This is a genomic window from Streptomyces boluensis, from assembly GCF_009908195.1.
In the GTDB taxonomy this organism is placed as follows: Bacteria; Actinomycetota; Actinomycetes; order Streptomycetales; family Streptomycetaceae; genus Streptomyces; species Streptomyces boluensis.
This window is the reverse complement of sequence record NZ_JAAAHS010000128.1, coordinates 1-18,118: the sequence shown is the minus strand read 5'-3', so window position 1 is coordinate 18,118 and position 18,118 is coordinate 1. Positions and strand designations below refer to the sequence as shown.

Below are 18,118 nucleotides of genomic sequence, written 5' to 3'. Positions count from 1 at the left end.
GGGGTGGCCAACTCGCGTATTCCATACGGGAGTTGGCCTTGAAGGTCGACGTGCGGACCTGTGGCCGGAGCGCGGAAGGGCTTCAGGGGAGGAAAGGTGAGGTGCGCCCGGCTCGGGGTGATCGGTCAGCGGCCGTCAGCGGCTGGTCAGTGATCGGTTGCCGGTCGGCTATCGGTGGCCGGTCGGCGGATCACCGGATCAGGGGGCCACTGGGCTGGGGCCGGCCGGGAAAGAGACCAGAAGCGCAAGCGCGGTCGGCTCAGGCGACGCGCGGCGTCAGCAACACGCCGTGCGGGCCCCGGAGACGGGGCGACACAGCATGGTCGAGACACGCAGCAGATCCACGTGACGACGCGACACCAGGCAGACGGACATGGCGGCATCCTCGCCGGTAGCGGCGGCGGACCACAACCGGCATCCGTATGCCGGACGTGGTCGTCCCGTATCCCGGGACGACGAGGGCGACGTCCGGAACCTGAAGACGGCTTCAGGTGGCTTCAGGCTGGCTTCAGGGTCGGTCGGGGAGATTGGTTCCCGTCGAGAGCGAACGAACCCGGCACACCGCACCATCCACGTCTGACGCCTACGTCCCGGACCCGGCAGGGAATGCCGTACGGGGACAGGGGAGGAACCTCATGAAGCGCAACATCGTCATCGCCACCGTCGCGGCGGCCGCCTTGATCGGCGGCGGTTCGGCGCTCGCCTTCGCGGGCAGCGGCGACGGCGCCGAGGGCCGTGCCGATGCGCGGACCCAGTCGCAGAACCAGTCGGGCGGCTCCCAGGTCACGCTCCAGGACGACGACCGCGACGACCGCGACGACCGCGACGACCGCGACGACCGCGACGACCGCGACGACCGCGACGGTAAGGACGACGACCGGGACGGTGCCGAGGCCCGCGGCGCGAAGCTCACCGCCGCGCAGGCCGTCGAGGCCGCGCTGAAGGCCCAGTCCGGTACGGCCGTCTCCGCCGAGCTCGACGAGGACGATGCCGAGGGCGACGACGGCAACGGCGACGACAGCGCGGAGCGCCTGGTCTGGGAGGTCGACGTACTGGGCAACGGCAACGCCTGGCACACCCTCCACATCGACGCGTCCACCGGCAAGGTCCTGTCCCGCGAGACCGACGACGACGCGGACGGTGCGGACGACGCACGCGAGGCCCGTGCGGCGCTCAAGGACGGGCGGACGACCGCGGCCCAGGCCGCGGAGGCCGCAGCGGCGAAGGGCTTTGTCACCTCGGTCGACCTGGACGACGACGGCCGCGCCGGACACGTCTCCGAGGGCTGGGAGATCGAGACCGCCGACGGCAAGGGCAACGAGCGGGACTGGAACGTCGACGTGGCCACGGGCAAGCTCACCGCCGACCCGGACGACCGTGACGACCACCGCGACGACAACGACAACGACAACGACTGACCGTAGCGCTGCCCGAGGTGCCGTTCACAAGCCCCACTACCAGAAAGAGAGTTGGGCGTGAACAATGCGGAAGACTTTCGTGGTGGCGGCCGCGCTCCTGGTACTCGCGTCACTCGACTGGGCCTATAGTCGTCGCATGGCCCAGAAGGTAATTACGACATACGTGGACGACCTGACCGGCGAAGAGTCGGCGCATATCGCCACGCACAGCATTCTCGTCGACGGTGCGGGTGTGGAAATCGACCTCACCGACGAGAACTACGAGAAGCTCCTCGAACTGCTCAACCCCTATCTGCACGCGGAGGGGGCCCGCCGGGTCCGAGGCGGCGCGAAGCCCAAGGGGAAGCGCAAGCCGGCGACCGGCAAGTCCGACGACTCGTCGGCGATCAGGGTCTGGGCGAGGGAGAACGGCTACGAGGTCAGCGAGCGGGGCCGCGTCCCGGCCGCCGTCCGCGAGGCCTATGAAACGGCCCGTTGAACGCCTGACCGCGTGAACGCCTGATTCGCACAAGCTGAGCCATCGGACCGAGTTCTCTGTACGTAGCGATACGAAACGATACGGAGCCGCACGGAGCCCGAAAGGCGCCCACCCCACGAGGGGCGGGCGCCTTTCGGGCTTTCGGGAGCGGAAGTCGAGACTTCCCGTGGGTCGAGTGCGACAACTCCCGTACGGCGTGAGCGGGAAAGAAGTCGGCACGGCCGAAGGACCCCCGGAGACGGCTACTCGGTACCGCTACTCCCTTTCCGTTTCCCGGAGTTGGTACAGCTCGGGCACGGAGACTTTGATGGGCTCCTGAGTCGTGCGCGCGATCACGACGACCGCCGGCTCGTCCGGGTCGGGGTTCTCCTCGCGGTGCGGGACGAACGGCGGTACGAGGAAGAAGTCGCCGGGCCCCGCGGCGACCCGTACCTCTTGGGTGCCGTCGTGGTACACGAACACGGGGTGCCCGCTCACCACGTAGATCCCGGCCTCGGACGCGCCGTGATGATGGTTGTCCGTGGCGCTCAGCGGCGGGTTCTCCACCAGCCCCATCCACAGCTTCCGCGAGCCGACCGTGTGCCCGCTGATCGCGGCGAAGCCGTCCAGCTCACCGGCTCGTACGTGATGGACGCGATCCGCCGTAGGCTTCCGCTCCCCGCCGTTCCCGTGCGTGTTGACCGTGCTCATGGTGCGCCTCCCGTCGATGGCGGCCGTTCACTTCCTCCCGGCCGGGCATCAGAGTGCAACTGCCGTACGGGGATGGGCAATTGAACTTGCGGGAATGGCAATACGGAGCCCCGGGTGAGGCTCAGGTGGTGCACTCCTCCCGGCGAACCCGGAACGTTCAGGCGAGGGGGGTGCGTCGCATCGCCCACAGTGTGGGGACCCCGCCGCGGTTGATCTTCAACGACCGGCGGCCGTCACCACCCCCGCCGCTCCGCCGCCGCGTGCCACCACAACGGCGGTGCCGGTCCAGTCACTTGAGCCGTCTCCTGACCGGGATGCAGCCCGAGCCGCCGCAGCGCGTCCGCGTGCGCGGAGACCTCGAACCAGCCGCGCCAGTGCCCGTCGTCGCCGTGTGCGCAGGTGAGGTCCACGCGGAGTTCGTGCGGTTCGAAGGGCATCCAGTCGATGCCGCGCTCACGCAGTCAAGCCCGCGCGGCGCCGAGGGGGCGGAGTCCGCCCGGCACGTTCTCGTGGGCGGCGATGCTGATCCAGTCGGGATTCCGGGCGCTCATGGCCTCCATGATGGCCGACCGCCGGTTCCACGCGAGAGCGGCACCGCCCCGAGGTCAGGGGGCGGCGCCGCTCACACACGCGTCACGCGAGACTCATACCGCGCTCACGCCGACGGAAGCGCCGCTTCCACCGCCGCCACCAGCTCCGCCGCGTCCGGTTCCACCCTCGGGCCGAAGCGGACGACCGTCGTCGCGCCGGGGGAGAGGACGAACTTCTCGAAGTTCCAGCGGATGTCGCCGCTGTGGCCCTCCGCGTCCGTCGTCGGGACCAGTTCCTCGTAGAGCGCGTGCCGCTCCGCGCCGTTGACGTCCGTCTTCTCCGTCAGCGGGAACGTCACGCCGTACGTCGCCGAGCAGAACGTCGCGATCTCCTCGGCCGTGCCCGGCTCCTGGCCCATGAACTGGTTGCAGGGCACGCCGAGCACCGTGAAGCCGCGCGGCGCGTACTGCGCGTGCAGCTTCTCCAGGGCCGCGTACTGCGGGGTGAGCCCGCACTTGGAGGCGACGTTGACGACCAGGACCGCCTTGTCGCGGTACTGCCCGAGGTTCGCGGGGCCGCCCTGCAGGGCGTCGATCTCCACGTCGTAGAAGGACATGTTTGCTCCTTGCGTCCAGTGCTGGGCCGGGGTGGCCGTCAGGGTCAGGGGCCGTGGTGGCTCTCCTCGATTGTCCCTGAGCGAAGTTCGTTCCGAGGGGTAGGCCCGGGTAGGCCACCCGAAGCGCTTGTTATACGTACTGACAAGAACTTCCACGGGGCGAGCCCCGAGTGGAGCACCCTCTACGGCGCCGCGTGCTGGCGGGAGTGTGGTGTCGGCGGCCAGCGACAGCCGCTGGACGCTCACCCGTTGACGCCCTGGGAGGGGTCGGGCGGAGCGCTCCGCCCGCACCGCCACCGCCCGGAAACGCGTTGCCGCACCAACCCGGCGCCGGTTAAGGTCCCGCCCATGACTGCCGGGTCGGCCATGGGCCACACACGAAGTGGGTACCCGGCCTCGGTGTGAGCCCGAGGCGGGTGCGAGCCCCGCCCCCTCTCCGCGTACGCGATCCCCGGCGCCCCGCACGGCGCGCCGCACCTCGGAATCCCGGAACCGGAGACATCCCACTCATGACCGCGACACCGCCTGCACCCGAACTCCCCACCACCGTCGCCCACTTGAACCACCTCGCCGTGTTCGCGAGCGACCGTCAGCTGTCCGCCGAGTTCCTCGCCGCGATCCTCGGCCTGCGCGTCGGCGCCCCCTTCGGGCCGTTCCTGCCCGTCGACCTGGGCAACGGCGTCACCCTCGACTACTACGAGAAGCGCGACGAGCCGATCCAGTCCCAGCACTACGCGTTCCTCGTCCCCGAGGAGCGGTTCGACGGCATGATCGCCCGGCTCGACGCCGTCGGCGTCACGTACTACGCCGACCCGAACCACACCGAACCCGGCCGGATCAACCGGCTGTTCGGCGGCCGCGGCGCCTACTTCGACGACCCCGACGGTCACAACATGGAGATCATGACGCGGCCCTACGCGCGGCCGTGAGGGAGGGTGCGTGGGCCGGCCGCCCAGAGTGCATCGGGCATAGGATATGCACGATGCATGCTGCATGTACGATGCACCTCGTCCCGCAGGAAGCACATCCCGGCAGGAAGGCGAGGCGGCCATGCCCACCCCCCACTCCCCGCTCGACGCACCAGGAACCGACCCGGACGCGCTCCGCGAGCGGTACCGCGCCGAGCGGGACCGCAGGATCAGGCCCGAGGGCAGCCGCCAGTACGAGCCGCTCGCCGGGAAGTTCGGGTACTACGACGAAGACCCGTACGCCGAGGGCGAGTTCAGCCGCGAACCGCTGCGCGACCGGGTCGAGGTGCTGATCGTCGGCGGTGGCTTCGGCGGGCTGCTCGCCGGGGCACGCCTTCGGCAGACCGGGGTCGAGTCGGTCAGGGTCGTGGAGAAGGGCGCCGACTTCGGCGGCACCTGGTACTGGAACCGGTACCCCGGCATCCACTGCGACATCGAGTCGTACATCTACCTGCCGCTCCTGGAGGAGGTCGGCTACGTCCCGCGCTGGAAGTACGCGCCGGGCGAGGAGATCCGGCAGCACGCGCGGGCCGTGGGCGAGACCTTCGGGCTGTACCAGGACGCCTGTTTCCGCACCCAGGTCACCGAACTGCGCTGGGACGAGGCCGCCGACGAGTGGCTGGTCGGCACCGACCGGGGCGACGCGATCAGGGCCCGGTACGTGATCACCGCGAGCGGCACCCTGAGCGAGGCCAAACTGCCCGGCATCCCCGGCATCGAGACCTATCAGGGCCACACGTTCCACACCAGCCGCTGGGACTACGCGTACACGGGCGGCGACGCGGACGGGAACCTGCACAAGCTCGCCGACAAGCGGGTCGCCCTCATCGGCACCGGCGCGACCGCCATCCAGTGCGTGCCCCATCTCGGCGCCGACGCAAGGGAGTTGTACGTCTTCCAGCGCACCCCGTCCTCCGTCGACGTACGCGGCAACCGGCCCACCGACCCCGACTGGGCGGCCGCCCTCACCCCCGGCTGGCAGCGCAGGCGCCGCGACAACTTCCTCGCCCTGGTCACCGGCGGCCACACCGCACAGGACCTCGTCGACGACGGCTGGACCAGCAGCGCCCGCCTGCAGCAGAAGCTCGTCCCCAGCGACAGCTACCAGGACATGCCGGCCGAGGAGCGCGAACGCGCCTACGAGGCCGCCGACTTCCAGAAGATGAACGAGATCCGCGCCCGCGTCGACGCCGTCGTCGACGACCCGGACACCGCCGAACTCCTCAAGCCCTGGTACCGCTACATGTGCAAGCGGCCCACGTTCAGCGACGCCTACCTGCAGACCTTCAACCGCGCCAACGTCACCCTCGTCGACACCGCCGACAGCCACGGCGTCGAGGAGATCACCGCCACCGGGGTCGTCGTCGGCGGCACCACGTACGAGGTGGACTGCATCATCTTCGGCACCGGATTCGACGTCGGCCGCTCCGGCGTCACCTCGGGCCGGCTGCCCGTGCACGGCCGGGGCGGCGTCACGCTCGGCGAGGCCTGGCAGCGCGGGCCGCGCACCCTGCACGGCTTCTACACCCACGGCTTCCCGAACCTGTTCCAGCTCGGCCCGATGCAGAACGCCGCCTCCGTCAACTACGTCCACATCCTCGACGAACAGGCCGTCCACGTAGCCGAGGTGATCGCCGAGGCGCGCGAGTGCCGGGCCCGGTACGTGGAACCGAGCGCGGCCGCCGAGCAGGAGTGGGTCGACACGATCCGCGAGAACTCCGTCGACCTGTACGCCTTCCACGCCGAGTGCACCCCCGGCTACTACAACAACGAGGGCATGCCCCGGCCGCGCAACGAGTCGTACGGCGACGGGCCGGTGGCCTTCCACTCACTGCTGCGCGAGTGGCGCGGCGGCGGTGGCATGAAGGACGTACTCGTCGACGCCGAACCGCGGGAGAGTGAGTGAGCACCGCGACGGCCGGTGCCGCGCGGGCCAGCCGGTACGGGGAGACGCCGGGCCCCACGTCCCGTACTGGACGGAGCGTGCGCCGCCTCAACGCCCCCAATCCGCTGTGGGGTTCGAACGGCGTCGCCTTCGGACCCGACGGACGGCTGTACGTCGCCCAGTTCCTCGCCGGCCGCATCAGCGCCCTCGACCCGGCCACCGGCGAGCTCGACGACGTGGTGCCGATGGGCGGCCCCGTGCGGTCCCCTGACGACCTGGCCTTCGGCGCGGACGGCTCCATGTACATCGCGGACCTCGTGCCGGGCCTGGTGTGGCGGCGCGCCCCCGACGGCGCGTACACCGTCGTCTCCGACGAGGTGAAGGTGCCCAACGGCATCACCTGCGTCGGCGACCGTCTCTTCGTCAACGAGATGCGGATGGGCGGCCGCCTCCTCGAACTCTTCCCCGACGGCGGCGCCCCCCGCGTCCTCACCGAAGGGCTCGCCTTCGGCAACGCCATGCAGCTCGGCCCCGACGGCCACCTGTACTACCCGCACATGGTGACCGGCGAGGTGTGGCGCATCCCGCCCGACGGGGGAGCGCCCGAACGCGTCGCCCAGGACGTGCACGAGCCGGTCGCCGTCCGCTTCGACCAGGGCGGCGTCCTGCACGTCCTGTCGCGCGGCGAAGCCGGTCTCGTCACCCGGATCGACCTGCACGGCAGCGGCTCCCGCACGGTCCTCACCAGCGGCCTCACCGGACTCGACAACGCGGCCTTCGACCCCGAGAACCGCATGTACGTCTCCAGCTTCGCCAGCGGCGGCGTCACCGAACTCCACCCCGACGGCCGCACCCGCACCGTCGTACCGCGCGGCCTCGACGGCCCGTACGGGGTGACCGTCGATCTGGGCGGCACTGTGTACGCCGCCGACCACTACCGCGTCGCCGTCCCGCCACCCACCCCTGCTCCGGACGGCGCCGACCCGGTAGAGACCCCGCTGCTCCGCCCCTTCGCCCACGGCATCACCGCCGCCGCCGGACTGCTCCATCTCGCCTCGCAGTACGGGGAGGTGACGACGTACGACCCGAAGACGGGCACCACCCGCGTCCGCGCCCAGGGGCTGCGCCGACCCACCGGCATCGCGGCCGGGCCCGACGGCACCCTCGTCATCGCCGAGACGGACGCCGGACGGATCGTCACCCTCGACGCCGACGACACCCTGACCGTGCTCGCTGAAGGACTGCCGCGCCCCGTGGACGTGGCCCTCGACGCGGACGGGCGGGTCTACGTGAGCGACGAACTCGGCGGCACGGTCCTCAGGATCGACGGACCCGAAGGCCCCGACGCAGCAACCGACGCGGCCGGACCCGTCACCGTCGTGGACGGGCTCGACGCCCCGCAGGGCCTCACCGTCCTCGGCGACGAACTGTTCACGGTGGAGACCGGTACGCGCCGACTCCTGGCCGTGTCCCTCAGTACGGGTCAACTCCGCGTCGAGGCCGAGGAGTTGCCCGTCGGACCGCCGCCCGGCACCGTGCCCCGCGCCGAAGCGGCGCTGTTCACCCACGCCATGCCGGGCCTGCCGCGCCCCTTCGCGGGCGTCACCGCCGCCCCCGACGGCACCCTGCTGCTCGCGGCCAACGGCGAGGGCACGGTGCTGCGCCTGTCACCCCGCGACGCGGGCTGACTCAGGTGGTGGTGTCCGGGACGATCCCGGACACCACCTTGCGGACGGCGGCGCGCTCCGGTGGGGTGCCGTTCCGGTCGGCGAACAGCAGATGCCCGGTGCCGACGAGCATGGGCGCGAGCGTCTCGACCTCGGCGTCCGCCGGGATCCGGCCGAGCTCGCGCTCCGCCGCGAGATACCCGGCGACCATGGCCGTGGCCTCAGTGAGCAGCGGAATCCCGACCGGAGTGGTCCCGCGCAGCCGCGCCCGCAACCCGTCACGGGACGTGACGAGGCCGACCATCGCCACCGCGACCGAGCCGAACAGATCGGTCAGCGCCTCGGTCACGTGGTCGACGACGCTGCCCGTGCCCGCGGCGGCGCGCAGCGCGGCCGACCGGTCGTCGATCCGGCGGACCCGGTCGAGGACGAGCTCCGCGAGAAAGGCGTCGAAGTCGGCGAAGTGCCGGTGCAGGACACCCTTGGCGCAGCCCGCCTCGGTGGTGACGGCCCGGCTGGTCAGCGCGTTCGGCCCGTCCCTGAGCAGGACGCGCTCGGCAGCGTCGAAAAGCTGCTCGCGTACGTCGCGGATGGCGACCCCTGTCGGCACCGTGTCGACCTCTCTCCGTGCTCGGTTTCGTAGGCGCCCTTGAGCGAGTGGGCGCCCGCCCACTACAGTGGGCACATGCCCACTGTACCGTCGGGGCGCTCAGGCCGCCCCTCGTACGATTCCGATCAAATCCGGCGCACGGCACGCTCGTTCGGCACGGACGCGGCCCGCTACGACCGCACCCGCCCCCGCTACCCCCAGGCCCTGGTCGACCGGCTCGCCGCCGCGGCCCGCCCCGCACCGTCCGTGCTCGACGTCGGCTGCGGCACCGGCATCGTGGCCCGTCAGTTCCGCGCGGCGGGCTGCCACGTGCTCGGGGTCGACGTCGACCCGCGCATGGCGGAGCTCGCCCGGCGCGATGGTACCGAGGTCGAGGTCGCGGCGTTCGAGACCTGGGACGCGGCGGGCCGCACCTTCGACGCGGTCGTCTCAGGGCAGACCTGGCACTGGCTCGACCCCGAAGCGGCCGCGGCCGCCTCCGCCCGCGCGCTGCGCCCCGGCGGCCGGCTCGCCGCCTTCTGGAACGTGCCCACGATGCCGCCCGAACTGGTCCGCGCCCTGGTCGCCGTCTACCAACGGGTCGCCCCCGACTCCCCGTTCGCCCTGGGGGAGCGCGCCGAGGACGCGTACGACGAGATCCTCACCCGCGCCGAGGACGGCATCCGCGCCACCGGAGCCTTCGGGGCACCCCAGCGGTGGCGCGACGACTGGAAGCACACCTACACCCGCGACGCCTGGCTCGACCAGATGCGCACCCACGGCGCACTCACCCTGCTCGCACCGGAGCACGTCGCGGAGGTCCTCGCGGAGGTGGGCGCCGCGATCGACGCGCTCGGCGGCACGTTCGCGATGCCGTACACCACGGTGACGGTCACCGCTGTCCGTACCGGCTGAACGCGCTAGAGGGAGACGCCCCCTACAACTGCCGCAGATGGTCCCGGAGCGTGCGCGCGACCTGGGCCATCAACGCCTCGGCGCCCGGCTGCGCCTGGGCCGGTACGCGGGACTCGGTGAGGACCGCGACCGCGAAGGCCTGGCCGTCGGTGTGCTCGACGACGCCGATCTCGTGCCGGAGGTTGAGCAGCGTCGCGGTCTTGGAGGACCAGGTGGTGGCGTCCGAGGCGAAGTCCGGGGCGAGGCGCTGGCGCAGCACGTTGTGGGCCATCAGCTCGCGCACCCGCGCCGCCGACTCGGCCGGAACCTTCGAGGGCCGCCACAGGGCCTGGAGCAGATCCACATACGCCCGCGCGCTGCCGTTGCTGGCGTGGCTGATGTCGAGCTGGGGCACCCGGTGGCCGCTGCCGCCGGTGCCCGAGTCGATCGCGAGGGCATGCGCCAGATGGGCCTGCGCGGCGCCGAAGCGTTCCGCGGGCGTGTCCGTGAGCTCACCCATCGCATGCCGCACGGTGATCCCGCGCACTCCGAACTCGCCCAGGATCTCCGCCACTTGACCCGGCGGCGTGAGCGTGAACAGCGCGTCGGCGGCCGCGCTGTCGCTGAGGCACATGCTCAGGTACAGCAGGTCGTCGACGGCGATCCGCACCGGATGCCGGAAGCGCCCGATCCCCGTCGGCCCCGGAGCGGTCGCCCGTCCAGGGCGCACATCGAGCGCCGTCGCACCGTCCAGCTCACCCCGCCGGATCCGCTCCACCGTGGCAAGGGCGAGCGGCACCTTGGCCAGCGAGGACGACGGCAGCGGCGTGTCCGGCTCGATCCCCAGCTCCGTACCGGTGTCCAGATCCCGTACGAGGACACGGCCGCGCAGCCCGCCCTCGTCAAGCAACTCCCGCATGGCGCGCAGCAGTCCCTCGGCGCTCATGTCCGCACTCCGTCCGCTGTGGCCTGCGTGGCTTCCGTGGTTTCGGTGGTTTCCGTGGCTTCTCCGGTGGTGGGCCCGCCTGGTGTGGGGGAGCGGTCCGGCTGCCACGGGTCCGCGCCGAGACAGCGGGCCACGGCCGCGCCCAGGCGGGCCGTGAGCTGCCGCGGGTCGTCGTCCGCCGCGGCGGTGAGGGCGTAGCCGCGTACGAGCGCCGCCTCGCCGAGCGGGCGCCAGCACAGGCCGAGCTCCTCCGCCTGCGCGGGCGAACACACCAACAGGTCGAGTGTGCACAGCACTTCGGCCGCCGCCGTCGTCAGATCGGCGCCCACGGCGAGCTGCGCGGGCCGCAACCCCAGCGCGTCCCGCAACCGCGCCAGCGGATCCCGCACATGCGGTACGTCGTCCTCCGGCTGCACCCACACCCGCCGCGCCCGGCTGCCACCGGTCCGCCCGAGCCGCAATGTCTCCAGGTAGACGCGTCGCACCCCCGGATCGTCGGCCGTGGCCACGCCGAGCGGCACGGACCACGTGGCGTCCCGCTCCGGTACGGCCACCAGCGCGGCCCGCACCTGCTGCGCGTGCAGGAGGTCCATGCGCTCCGCCGGTCCGGCCACGCGCAGGTCGAGCGTGATGTCGTGGCCGCGCGCCTCGGCGACCAGGCGGGCGAGCCGCGCCGGGGGCACGCTGCCGGGCACCGCGAGCCGCCACGGCCGGTGCCGCGCGGCCTTCGCCTCGTGCGCAAGCACCTCGGCCGCCTGCACGAGCCTGCGCGCCGCGGGCAGCATGGCGCGGCCGAACGGCGTCAACACCGCACGCCGGCCGGTCCGTTCGAAGAGGCGCTCCCCGAAGTGCTCCTCAAGCGCGGCCACCCTTCGGCTCGCCACCGGCTGCGACATGCGCGCCGCCGCCGCGCCCACGGTGAAACTCCCGTACTCGGTCACGCTCACGAACGCGCGGCACGCCCCCACCAGATCCACGGCCGCACTCTATGCGGATACGGCATGGAACGGCACGCGGACGTATTGGACCGCATGACAGCCCGCCGGTCAGAGTGGCTCCGGCAGCGACGGCCGGGGTCGGAAAACACCCCGGACCGCACCTTTTCCCCTGCCCGCGCACGCGGCAAGGGGACGACCCGGAGGTACGCAACCATGCGGCACAACAGCCGTGTCCGGCCCGCCCTGCGCGGCGCGGGCACCGCCCTCGCCACACTCGTCCTCGTCCCCCTCGCGGCCTGCGCGGGACCCACGGAACCAGCGGCGGCCGACCGGGGCAAGGAGTCCCAGGCCACGGCCACGGACAAGGGCACGGACGAGGTCGCCGCGTACTCCCGTGAACTCAAGGCGCTGGAGCGGAAGTTCGACGCACGGCTCGGCGTCTACGCGATCGACACCGGCACCGGCCGCGAAGTCGCGTACAACGACAAGGAGCGATTCCTCTTCGCCTCGACCTTCAAGGCCCTCGCTGCCGCCGCCGTCCTCGACAAACACTCCGACCGCGACATGGAACGGGTGGTCACCTACGACAAGAGCGACCTGGTCGAGAACTCACCCGTCGCCGAGAAACACGTCGACAGCGGCATGACCCTCAACGAACTCTGCGACGCCGCCGTCCGCTACAGCGACAACACCGCCGCCAACCTGCTTTTCGAGGACCTCGGCGGCCCCCGCGCCCTCGACGCAACCCTGGCCGGGCTCGGCGACGACGTGACCCGGATGGAGCGCATCGAACCGGACCTGAGCGACTGGGAACCGGGCAATGACCGCGACACCAGCAGCCCGCGCGCACTCGCCGCCGACCTGCGCGCATACGTACTCGGGGACGCCCTCGACCGGGGCGACCGGGACCGGCTCACGAAGTGGCTGCGCACCAACACCACCGGCGGCGCCCTGATCCGCGCGGGCATGCCGAAGGGTTGGACGGTCGGTGACAAGACCGGCATGGGCAACAACTACGGCATCCGCAACGACATCGCCGTGGTCTGGCGCCCCGACGCCGCGCCCCTCGTGGTCGCCGTCCTGACCAACCGTCACAAGCCCGGTGACAAGCACGACGACAAGCTGATCGCCGACGCGGCCGAGGTGGTCGCGGACACCCTGTCGTAACGGGATACAGGGAGCGGGGCGGGCCGGGCACCTCAACAGGCGTCCGGCACCTGCCACTTGACGCCCGCCACTTGACCCTCGCCGTGCGCTACTTGCCGGCGAGTACAGCCCGTACCGTCTTGCCGCCGTCGCCGTCCGGCACGACAAGGAGTCGGCTCGACAGGGCCTCGACGAGCGCGATGCCGCGTCCGCCCTCCGCCGACGGGGAGTGCGGGCGAAGGCGGGGGTGGCCCCGGCCCGAGTCGTGGACCTCGACGACGAGTTGGTCACGGGCGTCCACGGAGAGTCGTAGCCGACAGCAACCCTGGCCGTGCCGGGTCGCGTTGGTGACCAGCTCCGACACCACGAGCAGGGCGCTGCCCGCGTCGTCGGGTCCGTGCCCGCGACGGCCGTCCCGTCGCAGGAACATGCGCGTCAACTGCCGTGCCCCGCTTGCCGAGCAGGGCTTCCTTGGCAGGTGGTACTCGACGCGAGCGGTGCGCCTGGGCGCACGCATGACGCTCACTCCTCCCCACTGCGAGGCTGGTTCTACACCGTCACCCCTTCCCGGATCGAACGGCCCGCAACCGGCGTTCGAACGAACCCGACTGGCGCAATTCATGCCATCGCCCCGTCGCCACCCCACCTCCTCCGAGCCGAGTCTTGGGTACGTTGACCCGATTCATGCACTTATGCATTGAAGGGATGAGCCCATGGCTGGAGTACAACGACGGACCGTGCTCGCGGTGCTCGGCGGCACCGTCGCGTTCGGCGGCACGGGTCCGGGAGCGGCACACGCCGCCGGGGCCGGCGCCGCGCCCGCCGAGGCCGTGGGGTCCGCCGGATCCGCCGTCCCCGCACGCGCGGCGGCACCGGCCCGGCCGTACGACCACAAGTACAGCCACAAGTACGACGACAAGGTCGAAAAGCTCCTCGCGCGTATGACAGTCGAAGAGAAACTGGGTCAACTCCAGCAGCTGTCCTGGGCGTTCGCCACCGGGCCCGGCAACCCGGACAACAGAAAGGTCGAGGAGGAGGCCCGCGCCGGACGGCTCGGTTCGGCGCTCAATGTGTTCGGCGCCAAGGACAGCAACACGCTCCAGCGGATCGCGGTCGAGGAGTCCCGGCTCGGCATCCCGCTGGTGTTCGGCCTCGACATCATCCACGGCTGCTGGACGACCTTCCCCATCCCGCTCGCCCAGGCCGCCGCCTTCGACCCGGCCGTGGCCGAACGCGACGGCGCGGTGTCCGCGAAGGAGGCCCGCTCCAACGGCGTGCACTGGACGTTCTCGCCGATGATGGACGTCACCCACGAGCCGCGCTGGGGCCGGATCGCGGAGAGCTGCGGCGAAGACCCGTATCTCACCGCCCGGTTCGCCGCCGCCAAGGTCCGCGGCTACCAGGGCGAAGACCCCGAAGGCCCCGACGGCCTCGCCGCGAAGGACCGCGTCGCCGCCTGCGCCAAGCACTTCGTCGGGTACGGAGGCGCCGAGGGCGGCCGGGACTACAACACCGTCGACGTGTCCGAGTCCCGCCTCCGGAACCTGTATCTGCCGCCGTTCCAGGCCGCGTTGAAGGCCGGGGTGGCCACCGTGATGGCGGCGTTCAACACCGTGAGCGGCGTCCCCGCGCACGGCAACTCACACATCCTCACCGAGATCCTCAAGGAGCAGTGGACGTTCGACGGGGTGGTGGTCAGCGACTGGAACGGCGTGCAGGAACTCGTCGCCCACGGCTTCGCCGCCGACCCCGCCGACGCCGCGCAGCTCAGCCTGAACGCCGGTCTCGACCTGGAGATGGTCAGCACCACTCTCGCCGACCACGGCAGGCAACTCCTCAAGGAGGGCCGCATCCCCGAGGAACGCCTCGACGACGCGGTGACCCGCGTCCTGCGCCTCAAGTTCGCCCTCGGCCTCTTCGACCAGCCCTACGTGCGGGAGTCCGAGGCCGTGGACGCGCCCTCCAAGGACGCGCGCGCGGCGGCCCGCGCGACGGCCGCGCGCACCATGGTGCTCCTCAAGAACGACGAGAACACCCTGCCGCTCGACCGCTCGGCGGGTTCCATCGCGGTGGTCGGGCCGTTCGCCGACTCCAGCGACCTGCTCGGCACCTGGTCGTTCCCGGGTGCCGTGGAGAAGTTCCGCTCCGTCAAGGTGCTCGACGCTGTCCGCGAGGCGGCGCCGGACGCGAAGGTCACGTACGCGCGCGGCGTCGACCCCGAGGGCCAGGACATCGCGGGCATCGACGAGGCGGTCGCCGCGGTGCGGTCGGCCGAGGTCGCCGTCGTTGTGGTCGGTGAGCCCCCGGCCATGAGCGGCGAGGCCGCCGCGCGCAGCGACATCGGGCTGCCCGGCGCGCAGGAGAGACTGATCGCCGCCGTCGCCGGGACCGGCAAGCCCTTCGTCGTCGTCCTCGTCGGCGGCCGCCCGCTTACCGTCGGCGGTTGGCTGAAGCGGGCCCCCGCCGTACTCATGGCCTGGCACCCGGGACTCGAGGCCGGGAACGCCGTCGCGGACGTGCTGTTCGGCGCCGTCAACCCGGGCGGCAAACTCCCGGTCTCCTTCCCCCGCGCCGTCGGCCAGATCCCGGTCCACTACAACCACGAGAGCAGCGGCCGCCCGTACGCGCCGGACAACAAGTACACCTCCAAGTACCTCGACCTGCCGCACGGACCGCAGTTCCCCTTCGGCCACGGCCTCAGCTACACCACGTTCGCCCTCGGCCAGCCGGCCCTCAGCACCGACAGGATCACCGCCGACGCGCTGCGCGCGGGCGACACCGTCGAGGTCGCCGTGACCGTGAAGAACACCGGCAGGCGCAAGGGCGACGAGGTCGTCCAGGTCTACGTCCACGACCTCGCGGCGAGCATCGCCCAGCCGGTGCGCCGACTGCGCGGCTTCCAGCGCGTCACCCTGGACCCCGGCAAGAGCCGGACCGTCCGATTCCGGCTCGGCGCCGAGGACTTGGGCTTCTGGACCAACGACCCGGCCGGCGAACTGCGCGTCGAGCCGGGCGCCGTCGACGTGTACGCGGGCAGCAGCTCGACGGCGAAGGCCAGGGCGACCCTGACGATCGGCTGACGTCCACGCACTGACCTGCGCAACCCCCCACGAGGACAGCCCCGTTCCGACCTAGGGACAACAGGCGGCGGGCAGGCAGCGTGCCGGGTGGGCAAGGCGCAGGAGGAGTGAGTGATGGAGAACGGCGATCCGGGCGTGAAGATCGTCCTGGTGGTGCTGATCGGTGCCATCGGTACGTACGTGGCGTTCGTCAACCCGCCCCTGGGCGTGGCCCTCGCGGTCGGGGCCGCCGCGGCCGCGTGCGTGGCGCAGCTCCTGAGGTGAACCCGTACCGGAACGCTCCGCGGACCCCCGGCCCCGAATTCGTGGCGCGGAAATCCCCCCTCGCGGAGCGCCCGCGCCGACCTATGGGGCGGGGGTTCGCACCACCCGAGGACAGAAAGGACCGGTCCATGGCTCAGGGACCCGTGACACGAGGAGAACGCGGCACGGTGCTGCGCGTAGCTCCCCGTGCGACGGTGCCGACGGCTTTCTCCGGCGGCGATGACGTGCCGTCACAGAGGTCGGACACTCAGGACGAGCAGTACAAGGAGGAATCCCTCGACGACGAACTGCGCCGGCTGAACGGCAGAATCCGCCGATGGGTGGTGCAGGACGGACTCAGCCGGCATGTGGACGAGATCGCGCAGAACGCTCTCGTACGCGTCTACCAGGCGCGCACCAGGCCGGACTTCGCCTACCGCCAGGCCGACGGCGGAGTGGGCTTCGCGTACCAGTGCACCCAGTTCGCGATACGGGACTTCTGGGCGGAGCGGAAGAAGGAGGGCGAGCGCCGCACGCGCTTCCTCACCCACCCGGAGCCCCGGCTCCTGGGCGAGGCCGAGGACGGCGACCTGGGCAGGCTGCTCGACCAGCAAGCCCTGCGGTCGTTCCTGGAACAGCACTTGCCCGACAAGGAGCGCGAGGTCTACTGGCTCCGCCACTACCGGGAGATGCAACTCCGGGAGATCGCCGCGTTCCTGAAGATCGACCGCGGCACCGTGCGCGCCAGGCTGCAGCGCGCGGAGGAGAGACTCACGCACGTCAGGGATGACTTGAAGGACTAGTTCTTCCCTAGGGTCCACGGTCGCGCGACGCCCCGTGGGCCCGGGGGAGGGGGTATCCCTCCTGGTTCGATTCAAGGAAGGAGTGAGTTCGTGCCAGAGTCTGCCAACACCACGCACGAGGCTCTCCTCGCAGGGGTGCGGGAGAGCAACGCGCGTATCGCCGCAGAGTATGGCGACGTGACTGATCCCGAGTGGGAGGCGACGCTCGCGGTCGTCACCGCTCGCGCGACCCGGAGGCCCCAACGGGCACCGGACACCGGCCCGGAGGGGTGGCACGGGGCGCCGCCGCCAGGGCCGGTACCGCACCTGTCGGCGGCGCTCTAGCCGCCGCGGGTCCAGGGGGAATCAAGGGGCCCGTGCTCGTCTTCCGTCCACGGGGGAACGGAAGCCCGGCGCGGGTCCCGCCGCCTCCCGTGGCGTGTCCGCAGGGCGGGAACATGCCCCCATGTGAGGTTGAACGCATGGCACTTGACGAGTGGAACGACCCCGATGACACGGGCGCGGCGCGTTCGAAGGACGGGCACGGTACGGGGCTCACGATGGCCGGTGCCGCCTTCCTCTTCCTCGTCCTGCGGCTGTTCGCCGTCGCGCACTACGACTGGCACACCGCCTTCGCGGTCCTGCACACCATCGACCTGAACGACAGCGTCGGCATCGTCCTCGGCACCGTCATGGCCGACTCCCTCGCCACCACCGTGTTCTTCGCGCTGCTCGTACCGGTCGCGGTGCTGCGCCTCGCCGTCAGCGTGTACGCGGCGGACCAGGGCGCGCCGGGCACCCGGCGGGGCGCGCCGCCGCACACCCGCCCGGACCTGGTCAGCGCCGTGCTGCTGCTCATCGCGCTGCTCGCCGTCGGCGTGTACGTGATGACGTTTCACGCCTGGTGGCTGCCGCCGATCGTCGCGGCCGCCTGCGCCCTGCTGCTCGGCTTCGCCTACGGGGTGCGCGCGGGCGGCGCGCTCCGCCGGGCGGCGCTGTGGGCCAGCCACCACCTGGGCACCCTGCTCGTCCTCGTGCTCCTGGTGGGCGCCGCGACGGTCCGTACGCCCTGGGTGCCGCTGGAGCGGATCGAGTTGCGCGGCGGGCCGACCCTGCGGGGCTATGTGATGCAGGCCGAGCCCGGCTTCCTCAAGGTGCTGACCGCGAAGGACCGGGAGTTCCTGATCCTGGCGGACTCGGCGGTCGCGTCCCGGGCGGAGATCACCGAACACTGACCGCCGCACAAC

Annotated in this window: 19 protein-coding genes; 12 read left to right on the top strand and 7 right to left on the bottom strand. The window is 71.6% G+C overall.

The window, feature by feature from the left end:
* Positions 1 to 635: 635 nt before the first annotated feature.
* Both GUY60_RS17865 and GUY60_RS17860 read left to right on the top strand, forming a co-directional pair.
* Entirely contained in the window at positions 636 to 1,418 is a 783-nt protein-coding gene (locus GUY60_RS17865; RefSeq protein WP_161698969.1) for a PepSY domain-containing protein, read from the top strand.
* A gap of 136 nt (positions 1,419 to 1,554) precedes the next feature.
* On the top strand, positions 1,555 to 1,896 hold the full coding sequence (locus GUY60_RS17860; protein ID WP_161698967.1) for a histone-like nucleoid-structuring protein Lsr2: 342 nt from the start codon (positions 1,555 to 1,557) through the stop codon (positions 1,894 to 1,896).
* Between the two features lie 255 nt (positions 1,897 to 2,151).
* Here the strand turns inward: GUY60_RS17860 and GUY60_RS17855 are convergent, their stop codons facing one another.
* The 3 genes from GUY60_RS17855 to GUY60_RS17845 form a co-directional block, all read right to left on the bottom strand.
* Positions 2,152 to 2,586 carry a cupin domain-containing protein gene (locus GUY60_RS17855; RefSeq protein WP_161698965.1) on the bottom strand — a complete coding sequence of 145 codons (435 nt, stop codon included), beginning with the start codon at positions 2,584 to 2,586 and terminating at the stop codon, positions 2,152 to 2,154.
* A 233-nt stretch (positions 2,587 to 2,819) separates the two neighbouring features.
* Positions 2,820 to 3,023, bottom strand: coding sequence for a hypothetical protein (locus GUY60_RS17850; RefSeq protein ID WP_161698963.1), 204 nt, complete (start codon positions 3,021 to 3,023; stop codon positions 2,820 to 2,822).
* 218 nt (positions 3,024 to 3,241) lie between these two features.
* Complete coding sequence (locus tag GUY60_RS17845; RefSeq protein ID WP_161698961.1) at positions 3,242 to 3,733, bottom strand: glutathione peroxidase; 492 nt, start codon at positions 3,731 to 3,733, stop codon at positions 3,242 to 3,244.
* Positions 3,734 to 4,242: 509 nt separating this feature from the next.
* Here GUY60_RS17845 and GUY60_RS17840 point away from each other — a divergent pair.
* From GUY60_RS17840 to GUY60_RS17830, 3 genes are all read left to right on the top strand, one after another.
* Positions 4,243 to 4,662 carry a VOC family protein gene (locus GUY60_RS17840; protein ID WP_161698959.1) on the top strand — a complete coding sequence of 140 codons (420 nt, stop codon included), beginning with the start codon at positions 4,243 to 4,245 and terminating at the stop codon, positions 4,660 to 4,662.
* Between the two features lie 121 nt (positions 4,663 to 4,783).
* Entirely contained in the window at positions 4,784 to 6,607 is a 1,824-nt protein-coding gene (locus GUY60_RS17835) for a flavin-containing monooxygenase (RefSeq protein ID WP_161698957.1), read from the top strand.
* Positions 6,604 to 8,274 carry a Vgb family protein gene (locus GUY60_RS17830; RefSeq protein ID WP_161698955.1) on the top strand — a complete coding sequence of 557 codons (1,671 nt, stop codon included), beginning with the start codon at positions 6,604 to 6,606 and terminating at the stop codon, positions 8,272 to 8,274. Before GUY60_RS17835 ends, GUY60_RS17830 begins: the two co-directional genes overlap by 4 nt.
* A 1-nt stretch (position 8,275) precedes the next feature.
* On the opposite strand, the gene GUY60_RS17825 is transcribed toward GUY60_RS17830, so the two are convergent.
* Positions 8,276 to 8,863, bottom strand: coding sequence for a TetR/AcrR family transcriptional regulator (locus GUY60_RS17825; RefSeq protein ID WP_161698953.1), 588 nt, complete (start codon positions 8,861 to 8,863; stop codon positions 8,276 to 8,278).
* A 75-nt stretch (positions 8,864 to 8,938) separates the two neighbouring features.
* Between GUY60_RS17825 and GUY60_RS17820 the strand changes: the two genes are divergently transcribed.
* Positions 8,939 to 9,757 carry a class I SAM-dependent methyltransferase gene (locus GUY60_RS17820; RefSeq protein ID WP_161698951.1) on the top strand — a complete coding sequence of 273 codons (819 nt, stop codon included), beginning with the start codon at positions 8,939 to 8,941 and terminating at the stop codon, positions 9,755 to 9,757.
* A 22-nt stretch (positions 9,758 to 9,779) separates the two neighbouring features.
* Here the strand turns inward: GUY60_RS17820 and GUY60_RS17815 are convergent, their stop codons facing one another.
* Both GUY60_RS17815 and GUY60_RS17810 read right to left on the bottom strand, forming a co-directional pair.
* On the bottom strand, positions 9,780 to 10,682 hold the full coding sequence (locus GUY60_RS17815) for a serine hydrolase (protein WP_161698949.1): 903 nt from the start codon (positions 10,680 to 10,682) through the stop codon (positions 9,780 to 9,782).
* The gene (locus GUY60_RS17810) at positions 10,679 to 11,659 is read right to left on the bottom strand and encodes a LysR family transcriptional regulator (protein ID WP_161698947.1); all 981 of its coding nucleotides are present in this window, start codon (positions 11,657 to 11,659) and stop codon (positions 10,679 to 10,681) included. Before GUY60_RS17810 ends, GUY60_RS17815 begins: the two co-directional genes overlap by 4 nt.
* 174 nt (positions 11,660 to 11,833) lie before the next feature.
* Here GUY60_RS17810 and bla point away from each other — a divergent pair, with 174 nt between their 5' ends.
* The gene (bla, locus tag GUY60_RS17805) at positions 11,834 to 12,787 is read left to right on the top strand and encodes a class A beta-lactamase (protein ID WP_161698945.1); all 954 of its coding nucleotides are present in this window, start codon (positions 11,834 to 11,836) and stop codon (positions 12,785 to 12,787) included.
* 88 nt (positions 12,788 to 12,875) lie between these two features.
* On the opposite strand, the gene GUY60_RS17800 is transcribed toward bla, so the two are convergent.
* Positions 12,876 to 13,283, bottom strand: a complete 408-nt coding sequence (locus GUY60_RS17800) for an ATP-binding protein (protein ID WP_161698943.1) — start codon at positions 13,281 to 13,283, stop codon at positions 12,876 to 12,878.
* Between the two features lie 196 nt (positions 13,284 to 13,479).
* Between GUY60_RS17800 and GUY60_RS17795 the strand changes: the two genes are divergently transcribed.
* The 5 genes from GUY60_RS17795 to GUY60_RS17780 all read left to right on the top strand — a co-directional run bounded on the left by GUY60_RS17795 (position 13,480) and on the right by GUY60_RS17780 (position 18,106).
* The gene (locus GUY60_RS17795) at positions 13,480 to 15,846 is read left to right on the top strand and encodes a glycoside hydrolase family 3 N-terminal domain-containing protein (protein WP_161698941.1); all 2,367 of its coding nucleotides are present in this window, start codon (positions 13,480 to 13,482) and stop codon (positions 15,844 to 15,846) included.
* 114 nt (positions 15,847 to 15,960) lie between these two features.
* Entirely contained in the window at positions 15,961 to 16,110 is a 150-nt protein-coding gene (locus GUY60_RS38255) for a hypothetical protein (protein WP_187370054.1), read from the top strand.
* Between the two features lie 128 nt (positions 16,111 to 16,238).
* Positions 16,239 to 16,892: an RNA polymerase sigma factor gene (locus GUY60_RS17790; protein WP_161698939.1), complete on the top strand. Its 654-nt coding sequence runs from the start codon at positions 16,239 to 16,241 to the stop codon at positions 16,890 to 16,892.
* A gap of 90 nt (positions 16,893 to 16,982) precedes the next feature.
* The gene (locus tag GUY60_RS17785) at positions 16,983 to 17,216 is read left to right on the top strand and encodes a hypothetical protein (protein ID WP_161698937.1); all 234 of its coding nucleotides are present in this window, start codon (positions 16,983 to 16,985) and stop codon (positions 17,214 to 17,216) included.
* A gap of 137 nt (positions 17,217 to 17,353) precedes the next feature.
* Entirely contained in the window at positions 17,354 to 18,106 is a 753-nt protein-coding gene (locus GUY60_RS17780; RefSeq protein ID WP_223178699.1) for a hypothetical protein, read from the top strand.
* Positions 18,107 to 18,118 lie beyond the last annotated feature (12 nt).

What these genes read in the sequence shown, in the direction of transcription:
- GUY60_RS17865 (WP_161698969.1), top strand. Translation starts at nt 636, where the DNA reads ATGAAGCGCAACATCGTCATCGCCACCGTCGCGGCGGCCGCCTTGATC.
- GUY60_RS17860 (WP_161698967.1), top strand. Translation starts at nt 1,555, where the DNA reads ATGGCCCAGAAGGTAATTACGACATACGTGGACGACCTGACCGGCGAA.
- GUY60_RS17855 (WP_161698965.1), bottom strand. Translation starts at nt 2,586, where the DNA reads ATGAGCACGGTCAACACGCACGGGAACGGCGGGGAGCGGAAGCCTACG.
- GUY60_RS17850 (WP_161698963.1), bottom strand. Translation starts at nt 3,023, where the DNA reads ATGCCCTTCGAACCGCACGAACTCCGCGTGGACCTCACCTGCGCACAC.
- GUY60_RS17845 (WP_161698961.1), bottom strand. Translation starts at nt 3,733, where the DNA reads ATGTCCTTCTACGACGTGGAGATCGACGCCCTGCAGGGCGGCCCCGCG.
- GUY60_RS17840 (WP_161698959.1), top strand. Translation starts at nt 4,243, where the DNA reads ATGACCGCGACACCGCCTGCACCCGAACTCCCCACCACCGTCGCCCAC.
- GUY60_RS17835 (WP_161698957.1), top strand. Translation starts at nt 4,784, where the DNA reads ATGCCCACCCCCCACTCCCCGCTCGACGCACCAGGAACCGACCCGGAC.
- GUY60_RS17820 (WP_161698951.1), top strand. Translation starts at nt 8,939, where the DNA reads ATGCCCACTGTACCGTCGGGGCGCTCAGGCCGCCCCTCGTACGATTCC.
- GUY60_RS17815 (WP_161698949.1), bottom strand. Translation starts at nt 10,682, where the DNA reads ATGAGCGCCGAGGGACTGCTGCGCGCCATGCGGGAGTTGCTTGACGAG.
- bla (WP_161698945.1), top strand. Translation starts at nt 11,834, where the DNA reads ATGCGGCACAACAGCCGTGTCCGGCCCGCCCTGCGCGGCGCGGGCACC.
- GUY60_RS17800 (WP_161698943.1), bottom strand. Translation starts at nt 13,283, where the DNA reads ATGCGTGCGCCCAGGCGCACCGCTCGCGTCGAGTACCACCTGCCAAGG.
- GUY60_RS17795 (WP_161698941.1), top strand. Translation starts at nt 13,480, where the DNA reads ATGGCTGGAGTACAACGACGGACCGTGCTCGCGGTGCTCGGCGGCACC.
- GUY60_RS38255 (WP_187370054.1), top strand. Translation starts at nt 15,961, where the DNA reads ATGGAGAACGGCGATCCGGGCGTGAAGATCGTCCTGGTGGTGCTGATC.
- GUY60_RS17790 (WP_161698939.1), top strand. Translation starts at nt 16,239, where the DNA reads ATGGCTCAGGGACCCGTGACACGAGGAGAACGCGGCACGGTGCTGCGC.
- GUY60_RS17780 (WP_223178699.1), top strand. Translation starts at nt 17,354, where the DNA reads ATGGCACTTGACGAGTGGAACGACCCCGATGACACGGGCGCGGCGCGT.